Origin of the sequence: Mycoplana sp. BE70 (assembly GCF_031455855.1) — a bacterium.
Lineage (GTDB): Bacteria > Pseudomonadota > Alphaproteobacteria > Rhizobiales > Rhizobiaceae > Mycoplana.
In genome coordinates this window covers 479,458-491,316 of the sequence record NZ_JAVDTM010000003.1, presented here as the reverse complement: position 1 = coordinate 491,316, position 11,859 = coordinate 479,458, and the positions used below count along the sequence as shown (strand labels likewise).

11 protein-coding genes and 1 pseudogene are annotated in these 11,859 nt (G+C 64.3%); 5 read left to right on the top strand and 7 right to left on the bottom strand.

Going from position 1 to position 11,859, the window contains the following annotated elements:
* The 5 genes and pseudogenes from J2Y48_RS08515 to J2Y48_RS08495 form a co-directional block, all read left to right on the top strand.
* Window positions 1-435, top strand: a pseudogene (locus J2Y48_RS08515) (urocanate hydratase); the annotation flags it as partial.
* A 76-nt stretch (window positions 436-511) separates the two neighbouring features.
* Window positions 512-1,330 (top strand): transporter substrate-binding domain-containing protein, encoded by an 819-nt coding sequence (locus J2Y48_RS08510; RefSeq protein ID WP_310415691.1) that lies wholly within the window; start codon window positions 512-514, stop codon window positions 1,328-1,330.
* A 58-nt stretch (window positions 1,331-1,388) separates the two neighbouring features.
* Entirely contained in the window at window positions 1,389-2,036 is a 648-nt protein-coding gene (locus tag J2Y48_RS08505; RefSeq protein WP_310415688.1) for an amino acid ABC transporter permease, read from the top strand.
* Window positions 2,036-2,701, top strand: a complete 666-nt coding sequence (locus J2Y48_RS08500) for an amino acid ABC transporter permease (protein ID WP_310415685.1) — start codon at window positions 2,036-2,038, stop codon at window positions 2,699-2,701. Before J2Y48_RS08505 ends, J2Y48_RS08500 begins: the two co-directional genes overlap by 1 nt.
* 1 nt (window position 2,702) lies before the next feature.
* Window positions 2,703-3,479 (top strand): amino acid ABC transporter ATP-binding protein, encoded by a 777-nt coding sequence (locus tag J2Y48_RS08495; RefSeq protein ID WP_310415683.1) that lies wholly within the window; start codon window positions 2,703-2,705, stop codon window positions 3,477-3,479.
* A 473-nt stretch (window positions 3,480-3,952) separates the two neighbouring features.
* On the opposite strand, the gene J2Y48_RS08490 is transcribed toward J2Y48_RS08495, so the two are convergent.
* The 7 genes from J2Y48_RS08490 to J2Y48_RS08460 all read right to left on the bottom strand — a co-directional run bounded on the left by J2Y48_RS08490 (window position 3,953) and on the right by J2Y48_RS08460 (window position 11,791).
* A complete protein-coding gene (locus tag J2Y48_RS08490; protein ID WP_310415681.1) occupies window positions 3,953-5,062 on the bottom strand; it encodes an Ldh family oxidoreductase in 1,110 nt (369 codons plus the stop codon).
* A 29-nt stretch (window positions 5,063-5,091) separates the two neighbouring features.
* Window positions 5,092-6,012 carry an amidohydrolase family protein gene (locus J2Y48_RS08485; RefSeq protein ID WP_310415678.1) on the bottom strand — a complete coding sequence of 307 codons (921 nt, stop codon included), beginning with the start codon at window positions 6,010-6,012 and terminating at the stop codon, window positions 5,092-5,094.
* Window positions 6,012-6,815, bottom strand: coding sequence for an aldolase/citrate lyase family protein (locus tag J2Y48_RS08480; RefSeq protein WP_310415675.1), 804 nt, complete (start codon window positions 6,813-6,815; stop codon window positions 6,012-6,014). The genes J2Y48_RS08485 and J2Y48_RS08480 overlap by 1 nt, the downstream gene beginning before the upstream one ends.
* Before the next feature lie 146 nt (window positions 6,816-6,961).
* Window positions 6,962-8,200, bottom strand: a complete 1,239-nt coding sequence (locus J2Y48_RS08475) for a CoA transferase (protein WP_310415673.1) — start codon at window positions 8,198-8,200, stop codon at window positions 6,962-6,964.
* Window positions 8,200-9,366, bottom strand: a complete 1,167-nt coding sequence (locus J2Y48_RS08470; protein ID WP_310415669.1) for an acyl-CoA dehydrogenase family protein — start codon at window positions 9,364-9,366, stop codon at window positions 8,200-8,202. The genes J2Y48_RS08475 and J2Y48_RS08470 overlap by 1 nt, the downstream gene beginning before the upstream one ends.
* Window positions 9,367-9,392: 26 nt before the next feature.
* Complete coding sequence (locus J2Y48_RS08465) at window positions 9,393-10,178, bottom strand: SDR family oxidoreductase (RefSeq protein WP_310415666.1); 786 nt, start codon at window positions 10,176-10,178, stop codon at window positions 9,393-9,395.
* Between the two features lie 2 nt (window positions 10,179-10,180).
* Window positions 10,181-11,791 (bottom strand): thiamine pyrophosphate-binding protein, encoded by a 1,611-nt coding sequence (locus J2Y48_RS08460; protein WP_310415663.1) that lies wholly within the window; start codon window positions 11,789-11,791, stop codon window positions 10,181-10,183.
* Window positions 11,792-11,859 lie beyond the last annotated feature (68 nt).

Genomic DNA, 11,859 nt, shown 5'->3' with positions numbered 1-11,859 from the left:
CTCGGCGACCGCCACAAGCTCGGCCTCGCCTTCAACGAGATGGTGAAGAACGGCGAACTGAAGGCGCCGGTCGTCATCGGCCGCGACCACCTCGATTCGGGTTCCGTCGCCTCGCCGAACCGCGAGACCGAAGCGATGAAGGACGGCTCGGACGCCGTGTCCGACTGGCCGCTCTTGAACGCCCTGCTCAACACCGCCTCGGGCGCGACCTGGGTGTCGCTGCACCACGGCGGCGGCGTCGGCATGGGCTTCTCGCAGCATTCCGGCGTCGTCATCTGCTGCGACGGCTCGGAAGATGCGGCCCGCCGCATCGAGCGGGTGCTGTGGAACGACCCGGCCACCGGCGTCATGCGTCATGCCGATGCCGGCTACGACATCGCGCTCGACTGCGCCCGCGAAAAGGGCCTGCGCCTGCCGGGCATTCTCGGCAACTGAATCCTCTTTGGCCGCGGACGGTGACTGGCAGCGCGCGGCGAAAATGCTTAACAACTAAGCCAGCAAGGAGAACGGCATGAACTTTTCGAAAACCCTGAAACTGGCCCTGTTCGGCGCGGCCGCGCTGGGTCTGACCGGTCCGGCCATGGCCGACCAGCTGGCCGACATCAAGGCGGCCGGCAAGATCGTCACGGCGACCGACATGCACTACGCCCCCTTCGACATGCTGAACAACGGAACCTACGAGGGTGTGACCAAGGATCTGTTCGACGAGATCGCTAAGGAAATCGGCGTCGAGCCGGTCTATCAGGATATTCCCTGGACGGCCGAGCTGCCGGGCCTCGAGGTCAAGAAGTTCGACATCGTCATCGCGCCGGTGACGATCACGCCGGAGCGCCTCGAGCGCTACACCTTCACCCTCCCGATCGCCGATGCGACTGTCTCGCTGGTCAAGGCCGCCAGCAATAGCGAGATCACCAAGCCCGAGGACATCAAGGGCAAGACCGTCGGCGTCCAGCAGGGCACCGCGCAGTTCAAGCAGCTCGAAGCCTACGGCGAAAAGCTGGGCGGCGTGACCGTCAAGGAATACGGCACCACCGACGAGGCCTATGCGGACCTCGCCGCCGGTCGTCTGGATGCGGTTGCCGGCTCGCTGCCGAACCTCACCTACCTGGTGAAGAACCGTGGCGAGACCTTCGCGCTGCTGACGCCCGCCCAGTTCGGCGAGCCGAAGTATTTCGCCTGGGTACTGCGCAAGGAGGCCGACAGCGAAAGCTTCGCCAAGGCCATCAACGACGCGATGTTGAAGATGACCGACGACGGCCGTGTCAAGGCCATCCAGGAAAAGTGGTTGGGCACCTACACCGAACTTCCCCGCGAAGTCCCGACGAAGTGATGAAAACGCCGCGGGCGGGAATGATCCCGCCCGCGCGCATCGGCCAACCGGAGTGGCGATGTTTTCGATTTCGATCTTTCTGGACAGCTTTTGGCCGCTCTTCTGGGCGGCGCGCTACACGCTGTCAATCTCGATACTGGGCATCGGCCTTGGGCTGGTGATCGGTGCGTTGGTATGCGCCGCTGCCTTGTCGCACGTGACCTGGCTGCGCCGGTTTGCGGCGTTGTGGGTGAGCTTCCTGCGCGGGGTTCCGCTGCTGGTTCAGCTGCTGCTGTTCTACTACTTGCTGCCGGTCATCGGCATCGACGTACCGGCCATGGTCGCAGCCGTCGTGACGGTCGGCATCTGCGCCAGCGCCTACATTTCCGAAATCTGGCGCGGCGCCATCATGGCGCTCCCGAAGGGACAGGCCGAGGCCGCAACTGCCATCGGGATGGGGCCGCGCGACATCTGGGCCCGCGTGATCCTGCCGCAGGCGATCACGCTGTCGCTGCCGGCGCTGGTCAACGAATTGATCCTGCTGGTCAAGGCGTCCTCGCTGGTATCGGTCGTCGGTATCCTTGAGATTACGCGCGCCAGTCAGGCGCAGGCGGCGACGACCTTCCGTCCGCTCGAAGTCTATCTGGCGGCGGCCTGCATCTACCTGCTCATCAATCTCTGCCTGGCCGCATTGGGCCGTTATCTTGAACACCGGATGGCCGTGTAATGGAGTGGAGCATTCTGCAACAATACGGGCCGATGCTGCTGCGCGGCTTCGCGGTCACGATCCTGTGCTGGGCGCTGGGCACCATCTTCAGCATGGCGCTGGGCCTGGTCATCGCGCTGGTGCAGCGCTACGGGCCACGTCGGCTCGGCTGGCTTGTCCAGGCCTATATCGAGGTCATTCGGGGCACACCCTTTCTCGTGCAGCTTTTCGTGCTCTACTATGGCGGTCCGCTTGTCGGGCTGCGGCTGGATGCCGTGCCGGCGGGGCTTCTTGGCCTGACCCTCTATGGCAGCCCTTATTTCGCGGAAATCTTCCGCTCGGGCTTCAATGCCGTGCCGGTGGGCCAGATCGAGGCTGCCCGCGCGATCGGCATGTCCGAGCTGGCCATCGTGCGCCGCATCCTTCTGCCACTGGGTCTCGTCTCGGCTCTGCCGGCGCTGGTCAACTTCTCGATCATCCTGACCAAGGAGACGGTGATCCTGTCGATCATCACCGTGCCCGAGCTGATGTATCAGGTGCAGCGCATGTCCACCGAGACCTTCCGCTATCTCGAGGCGAACCTGGTGCTGGCGCTGTTCTTCTGGGCGCTGGTGGAAACAATCTCGCGCGTCGGCCGCCGGCTGGAAACGCGCATAACGAAACATCTTCTGATCGAAAGGACGTAAGATGCTTGCCGCCTCAGCCGTCGAGATCCGCAACGTCAACAAGTACTACGGTGGCTTCCACGCACTGAAAGACGTGGATCTGTCGATCCTGCCGGGCAAGGTAACCTGCCTGATCGGGCCGTCGGGCTCGGGCAAGTCCACGCTTCTGCGCTGCGTCAACTTCCTTGAGGAATATGATTCAGGCGAGATTCGCATCGACGGGCAACTGATCGGCTACGACACTCCAGGCGGCCGCAAGATGGCGGGCCGCAAGCTGCGCGAGATGCGCCGGTCGATCGGGATGGTGTTCCAGCAGTTCAATCTCTGGCCGCATATGACCGCACTTCAGAACGTCGCCGAGGGGCTGATCCGCGTGCGCGGTTTGCCGAAATCCGACGCTGAGGCTCGCGCCGCCGAGGCACTGAAGAAGGTCGGCCTCGGCGACAAGATGGGCAACCATCCCTCGCGCCTGTCGGGCGGCCAGCAGCAGCGTGTCGCCATCGCCCGCGCCATCGCCATGGAGCCGCGCCTGATGCTGTTCGATGAGCCGACCTCGGCGCTCGACCCGGAACTGGTGGGCGAGGTGCTGAATGTCATGAAGACGCTCGCCTCCGAGGGCATGACCATGGTCGTCGTCACCCATGAGATGGGCTTTGCCGCCCATGTCGCCGATCGGGTGGCCTTCATGGAGAAGGGCGAACTGGTCGCAACGGACGCCCCGAGCCGGATCCTGCACCACCCCGAGGACCCGCGCATTCAGGCCTTCCTGCGGACCTATCACGAGCGCAACAGCTTCTGAACATTGCTCCTTTGGCTGCTGCGGTGCGGCAGCTTTTCGCGAGAACGCTACCGATATCGAACCGTCTGCTTTCGGCCCCACACCAGTCATTCCGTTCAAGAAAAGGCCGACTCAACTCATTGAACGAGGCGGACATGATTTCCGCTTCAGCCGTCTCATTGAAGTGAAATGTACAAGTCTCTGTGGACTCGGCCCCCGCAACCAACCACACCGGCAAAGCCGCCCACTCGGGATTTGACCAAAAGCGCCTCCGCACCAGCGGAGAGGCGCTTTTTGCGTTTCTACTCCGTGTCCAACTCGCCGGCGTCCAGCTCCAAGATAATCGTGACGCGCCAGGGCCTCGAACCGCAAACTAACTTGCTGTCCTTTCGACTGAGACAAATGTATTTTCTCTGGCAGCGACCGCACTGTGAATTGGTCATTTCGCGGCCTCTGCATGTTCCGGTCGAGAGACTGGCGGCGCTTTCGCCCCATTAGTCCCCAAAAGGGATCTCACTCACCGCCAGCGGATCGATGCCGGTCGATGCTGCTTCGGCCTGGATTCGGGCCATGTCGATGGGGCTGTAGGGGATGCCGTGCTTCAGCCGGTCTTGCTCCAGCCGGCTTTCGAATTCTCCCGGCATCAGGATCTCGTCGAAACCCTCGGCGCGAGGGCAATCGTGTACGGCGCGCACCAAATCATCCATGCGCTGGCGGAAACCGTCTTCGGTGACGAACAGGCCCGGCCGGATGGCGAGGAAGAAATGGCCGACGTTTTGCGGCCGCTCGAAATCCTCGAACTGGTTCGCGACGCCGCCGGCGAAGGCCGCGCCGGAGAAAACGCCGCCGAAAATGTCCATGAGCATGGAGATGGCCGAGCCCTTCGGTCCGCCGATCGGCAGAACGACCCCGCCGTCGAGCGCCGCGTTCGGATCGGTCGTCGGCCGTCCTTCCTTGTCGAGCGCATAGCCGAGCGGAATATCCTGGCCGTGGCGTGCGGCGCGGCGGATTTTTCCACGCGCGGCGACGGCGGGCGACATGTCTAGGACATAGGGGACTTCCTTGCCGCTCGGGGCACCGGCGGCAAACGGGCTCGTGCCGAGCAGCGCCTGCTTTCCGCCCCACGGCGGCATGGCGCGGGAGGCATTGGTGAACACGAGGGCGATATAGCCCGCCTCGACGGCCTGCAGCACGTAGCAGGCGGCCATGCCGAAATGTGTACTGTTGTTGACGGAGACCAGCCCGATGCCGAATTCCCTGGCCATGTGGATCGCCTGGTTCATCGCGTAGGTCGCGGTGACGAAGCCAAACGCGTTCTGGCCGTCCACCAGCCCGGCGACGGGCGTGGTCTTTTGCAGCGATAGCGACGGCCGTGCGTTGATCAGTTCCTTCCTGACCCGGTTCAGGTAATGTGGCAGGTATTGCAGCCCATGGGTGTCGACACCGCGCAGGTCGGCCCTCACCAGGCAACCGGCTACCACCGCCGCGTCGGCCTCGGGCAGGCCGTTCGCCTTGATGACCTGTGTTGCGAACGCCTTCGCGTCCTCTGCCTTTGCATAGATTCTGGAGAGGGCCGGTTCGGCCGCGGCTGGCGACAGGGACATGTCGTATCCTTTCTGTGGCAAGTACAAGATCAGGTGAAGCCGTACAGCCTGGCCGGATTGTCCACGAGGATCCGGCGAAGCGTGGGATAACCCTCCGTCCATTCGAGCGTTCGGTTCAGCGCCAGCCCGTCGTCCTCCGGATAGAAGCCGTTGCTGCCGCAGACGGATGGCTGGTGCGCCCTTGCATGCGGCCAGTCGCTGCCCCAGAGCATGCGGTCGGGATTGGCGGCGATGAGGGCCTTGGCCCAGATTGCGATGGCGGAACAGTCCGGATCGGCGAGCCGACGGGGGGAGGAAAGCTTGACGTAGGTGCTGCCGCTTTCAAGCAGTGACAGGATTCGGCGGCTGTGCGTCACGAACCTGACGTCGTCCAGCTTCGGCTTTGCGAAATGATCGAGAACCGTCGCGACGGGAAGGCTGGCGAGCTCGTCGGCGACCTCGGCAAGAACCTCCATGTCGGCATAGAGTTGCATGTGCCAGCCGAGACCGGCAATCCTGTCGGCCAGATTTCGGATGGAGGCGGAGAGGGCGCGCCGGTCGGGCGGTGCGTCGCCGACGACCAGGTTCAGCCGGGCGCCGCGAATGCCTTGGAAATGGAGCTTCTGCAGGTCCTCCTCCGTGGTCTCCGGGGAGAGCACGGCAACACCACGCGCCTCCGGACCAAGCCGGGACAACGTGTCCAGCAGGCAGGAATTGTCGGAACCGTAGGGGCTTGGCTGGACCACGACGACGCGGCCCAGGCCCAGCACCTGCTGGTGTGTCACAAGGTCGTCGGCCGTTGCCGGCTGCGGCGTGTAGACCCGCCCCGGAGCGTAGGGATAGCGGTCGGCCCCGGCGAACACATGCACATGACTGTCGCAGGCCCCCGCCGGCAGCGCAAAGACAGGCGGACTGTGCCGCACCCCGAGGATCGGCACGGTCGGGAGAGTTTGGGGAGCCGCGACCGACATCAGAGCCTGATGTCTGCCACTTGCCTGGCACGCTGGGTGGCGGCGCCGAGAAGGAAGTTGATGTCGGTGCCGGTGGAAACGTAGCGGGCGCCCATCCGGATGTACCGCTCCACGAGGTCCGGCCGCGACGACAGACCGCCGACGCCCGTCTGCTTGCCATGCCGGCGGCAGGCGTCGATCGTCTGGCGATAGGCGTCCTCCACCAGCGGGGAATCGAAGTCGCCGGCGATGCCGAGATCGGCCATCAGGTCGTTCGTGCCGATCAGCACCATGTCGACGCCCTCCACAGCGGCGATCTCGTCGGCCCGGCGAACCGCTTCGCCGGATTCGAACTGGACGATCACCATAGTCGAGTCGTTGAGGGCGCCCACCAGATCTCTCGCCTTGAAGGAGCGGAAGGCGGTGTGTGGCAGGCTGCCGGAGAAACCGCGCGTGCCGAGCGTCGGGAATTTCGCCGCGGCCACGACCTCGCGTGCTTCCTCGGCCGAATGCACGTCGGGCGCGATGATGCCCATCGCCCCTCCGTCTAGCGCACGGGCGATGTATTCCGGGCGGTTGGCGGGAACCCGCACGAAGGGCGCCACCCCCGAGGCGAGCGCCATCATGCAGATCTGCGCCGTTTCGTTGAAGTCGAAGCTGGAATGTTCCATGTCGACATAGATCGCGTCGAAGCCGGCGGTCTTCGCCAGCGTGACGATCTCGACGGATCGCACCAGCCGGACCGTCATGGACGACACGACTTCGCCTTGCGCCATCTTTTCCTTGAAGGCGTTTCTTGTCAGTGCAAGCAGTTCAGTAGACACGTTTTCCTCCCGGTCTCCGATATGAAAGAGCCCTGTTTGGCCGAGAAATGCCAGCCACAATCTTCAGTACGGATATAAAAAGACGCTATGGAATGAGGCAGCCGATTTGGGTGCGTAATCGGTTTCAGCCGCCTCGGGTGAGGGGATCAGATGACGCCCTCCTGCCGCAGCGCCTCGAACTCGTCTCGGTCGAGGCCGAAACGGTCGACGAACACGCTCTCGTTCTGCTCACCGAGCCTGCTGCTTGGAACGAGCGGAAGGGGGGCGAGCCCTTCGTAGCGGATCGGGCTGTTCTGGACGACGATCCTGCCGAAATCCGGGTGGTCGATCCATTGCAGGCTGCGCCGCTCATGCATGTGTGGATCGAGGACCACCTCGTCCAGGTCGCGCACTGGTGCGTGGGGAACGCGATGGGCGAGAAAAAGCGCCACCAGTTCCGCCTTCGTCCGCTGCGCCGTCCAGTCGCCGACAAGCCGGTCGATCTCCTCCATGTGCGCCACGCGGGTCCTGAGGTCGGTAAAGCGCGGATCGTCCCGCAGCTCTTCCCGTTTCATCGCGTCTAAAAGTGCGTGGAAGTGACGGTTATTGTTGCAGATAATGGCGATGTATCCATCCTTGGCCGGATAGACGTTGTAGGGCGATTCCGCGAGCCCCCCGTGGCGGTTGCCGGTCCGTGCCGGCGCCTTGCCGCCATTGGCGTGGTAGAGCGCGAGGTTCGAGCAGAGCGAGGCGTAGACCGATTCCTGCATCGACACCTCGACGAGGCGACCCTTGCCGGTCACCTCGCGTTCGTATAGCGCCGTCATGATGCCACCGTAGAGGTGGATGCCGGCGAAGAAGTCGCAAAGGGCCGGGCCGGACTTGACCGGCGGACCGTCGGGAAAGCCGGTAATGCTCATGATGCCGGACATCGCCTGCACAGTGATGTCCATGGCGGGGTAGTCGCGATACGGGCCGGAGCGGCCATATCCCGTGCTCGAGGCGTAAATCAGCCGCGGATTGGCTTTCTGCAACTGCGCCGGGCCAATGCCCAGCCGCTCGGTGACGCCGGGGGCGAAATTTTCCACCAGAACATCCACGTCCCGGACCATGCGCAGCAGCAGATCACGCCCTTTTTCCGACTTGAGGTCGAGGGTGACGGATTTCTTGTTGCCGTTGAGCATGGCGAAGGGCAGGGCGGCGCCGCCTATGCCGGCCCGGACCCGCAGGTGCTCGCCCGTATGCGGTTCGATCTTGATGATCTCCGCACCCGCCATGGCCATCAGGAAGGTGGCATAGGGGCCGTTGTAGATATGCGAGAGATCGAGCACAGTGATGCCCGCCAGCGGATAATGCCGTGCGCCGGTGTCGGACGCCGGGCCGGGGTTCGAGAGATCGTCCGACATCAGAACGTCCCCAGCGCCGCGAAGCCGTGGACCTCGTCGAAGTCCGCCATGATCTTCTTGCCGATCAGGTCCTTCAGCGTCTCCGTCGTCCCGCCGCCAAGCGTGCCGTAGCGCGCCCCGCGATAGAGGCGGGAAACGGGATATTCGTCGGTGAAGCCATAACCGCCGTGGATCTGGATCGCCTCGCTGGTGACCCGGTTCGACATTTCGTTGCAATAGGTCTTGGCGACCGCTGCCAGATGCGGGTCCGGAAACGGATTGGCCGAGGCGCAGGCGCGGTAGAGCATGCTGCGGCCGACCTCGATGTCGCGGTACATCTCGGCGATCTTCCAGCGCATGCCCTGGAAATCGCCGATGCGCTTGTTGAAGGCGGTGCGCGCGCGCAGATAGCGGACAGATTCCTCGAACGCGCCTTCGGCGAGCCCGAGCGAGATGCTCGGGTTGAGGCAGCGCTGGGTGTTGAAGGCGGTGAGCAGCTTGCGGAAGCCGTCCTCCCGGATCACCACGTTTTCGAGCGGAAGTTCGCAATCATTGAACTGCACTTCGGCGAGGTTTTCCCCGCCCATAGTATGATAGCGGGCGGTGACCTCGAGCCCGGGCGTGCCCTTCTCGATAAGTACGCAGCCAATGCCCTCGCGTCCCGGTTGGCCGTCGATGCGGGAGAAGACCACGAAGGCGGCGGCCTCGTCGACGCGGCTGATCAACGTCTTGACGCCCTTGAGGATGACGCGGTCGCCCTTGATGGTAGCGTTCGTCCTGTAGTTGGCGACATCGGTGCCGGCATGCGGCTCGGTCATGCAGATGGCGAGGATGGCTTCGCCGCTGCAGACGGCGGGAAGAAGGCGCTGCTTGAAATGCTCCGGTGCATAGGTGGAGATGATGCGCGTCTGGGCGCCGACCTCTCCGAGCACGGCCATGGCGGTGACGTAACAGCCCTTGGCGATCTCCTCCAGCACCAGCGCCGTGTCAAACACGTTGAGGCCCATCCCGCCGTATTCCTCCGGCACGGCCATGCCTAGAACGCCGAGCTCCGCCAGCCGGCGGATGTTTTCCCACGGGAAAGTGCCATCCATGTACTTGTGCGAACGCGGCTTGAACTCGTTCTGCGTCACGTCGCGGATAGTCCGCACGATTTCCCGCTGCTCGTCGTTCAATTTGAAGTCCATTCTCGTCTGTCCTCCCTGCAATTGGATCATGGAACCGGGGAAAGGCCGCCGTCGACGTTGATGGCGGCGCCGGTGATGTAGGATGCAGCGTCCGAGGCCAGGAAGCAGGCGACGTTGGCGAGTTCTTCCGCCTCGCCCAAACGCCCGAGCGGCACTGCCTTGGCAAAAGGCGCGAGGTATTCCTCGTACGGGACGTCGTCAGGCGCGTTTTGTCGGTGGCGCCGCTCCCACTGCCCGCTCTTGATCGTGCCGATGCAGAGCGCGTTGACGAGCACATTCCACGGCGCCAGTTCCTGTGACATTACCTTGGACAGGGTGATGCCGGCGGCGCGGCTGAGCGTCGTGGGCGCGCTTTCCGCCTTGGGCGCCTTGGCGTTGATGCTGACGATGTTGATGATGCGGCCCCACCGCTGTTCCTGCATGTGGGGCAGCACGAGCTGCGAGAGTACGATGGCCGCGACGACCTTCAGATTGTAGTCGTCGAGGAGCGATTTGCGCGACAAATCTGGAAAGGCGCCACGGCTGGAACTGCCGGCATTGTTGACGAGGATGTCGATCGGTCCGATCGCATCGACGGTCGCCTCGACCGCCGAATGCAGCGCGCTTTCGTCCGTGACGTCGCAGGGATGGCCGAAAATCGCGCCGGGAGTTTCCTTCGACAGCCTTTCGACGGCTTTCGCCAGAACGTCCGGCCGGCGCGCCAGGATGCCGACCCTGGCGCCCGAACGGGCAAGCCGGCTGGCGATCGCGAGGCCGAGGCCCTCGCTTCCTCCCGTCACCAACGCTGTCCGGCCGCCAAGGTCGATATGCATGATCAGAGCTCGCGCAATGCGTTGAACTGGTCGACGTAGCCGGAGCCGTCGATCCGGACCCCGATGACGGTGGTCTTGCCGGATTTCAGCGCGATCTTGATCGCGTCCTGCAAACCGTTCTCGGTATCGACCGTGGTGCCTTCCGCGCCAAAACCTTGGGCGATCTTTTCCCAGTCGCAGCCGCCGACGTGGACGCCGTGCAGCGGAATGCCCTTGATTTCCTGCTTCACGCGGATGAGGCCGATCTGCTGGTCGTCGAGCACGATGACGATGATCGGCAGGTTCTCGCGGACGGCGGTCTGCAATTCCGCGACCGCCATCAGGAAGCCGCCGTCTCCGGTGAACGCGACCACCGGGCGGTTTGGATGGGCCAGACGGGCGCCGAGCGCACCGGGAACGGCGTAGCCCATCGAACCGAGGCCGTTGGAGGTAAGGAATTCACGCGGGCCGTAGGACTGCCATTTCTGCACGACAAGGAGGCGGCTGGCGCCGGCATCGCAGGTGGCGACCGTGTCGCGCGGCAGGACTGCGCGGGCAACCTCCATGGCGCGCTGCGGCGAAAGCCCGGTGGCGGGCGTGTTGAGCGCATTGACGACGTTTGTGCGGAAGGTCGCGGCGGCCTTTTCGCCCCAGTTTCCGCCACTGCCGCAGAGCACCGCCACCTTGGCCAGCAGGAGCTTGAGGTTGCCGAGTACCTCGATTTCCGAGGGAACGAGCGCGTCGAGAGAGGGGGTCGACGACAGTGCCACCACCGGAATGGTATAGGGCCAGGCCTTGGGCTGCAGTTCGACCGCATCCAGCCCGACGGTTATGATCAGATCGGATTCCATGACCAACTGACGCTCGATCAGGCCGCCGATGATGCAGCCGGCCCGGAGCGGATGGTCCTCGGGAATGGCGCCCTTGCATTTCGAGGTGACGAGTACCGGAGCACCAAGCGCCTCGGCGACCGCCACGAGTTCCTCGGAGGCCTGGTCCCAGAAGACGCCGAGACCGGCCAGCAGCACCGGCTTGCGCGCGGCGCGGATACGGTCCGTCAGCGGCTTGAGCGCCTTGTCGTCGGGCTCCGGGCTCAGGAGATTGGGCAGCAGCGAGGGCTCGGCGAGAAGTTCCGTGGCTTCCTTGGTGGTTTCGCTCTGCGGGATGTCGAACTGGACCGGCCCAGGGGCGGGGGCCGTCGCCGTGCGCATGCCCCGGCGCAATTGCTGGCGGATGGTTCGGGCATCGACCGTGGTGCCCCATTTCACCAGCGGAGCGTAGAGCGCCACCTGATCGATGCGCTGCCGCAGGCCGACCTCGTGCGCGGGATGGGAGTAGCGGTCAGTCAGGACGATCAGGGGGGCGCGGTCGAGCGCGGCATGGGCGACGCCGTTGACCATGTTGGCGGCGCCCGGTCCGCGGGTGGAAAGGCACACACCCGGCGCACCGGTGATCTCGCCCCAGGTGGCGGCGAGCATCGCGCCGGCGGTCTCCTGCTTCATCAGGATGAAGCGCATGTCGCGCTGGCGCGCCGCCTCCATCAGTTCGACCGACTCTCCTCCCGGGTGACCGACCAGGAACGGTGTTCCCGCCTCCTTGAACGCATCGGCCATTACTTCCACCGTTGTCGACATTTCCTATTCTCCTGTTCGATGCCACCATTGGGCGGCAGATATTGGGTGTTCGTCCGCAGCGGCCGGCA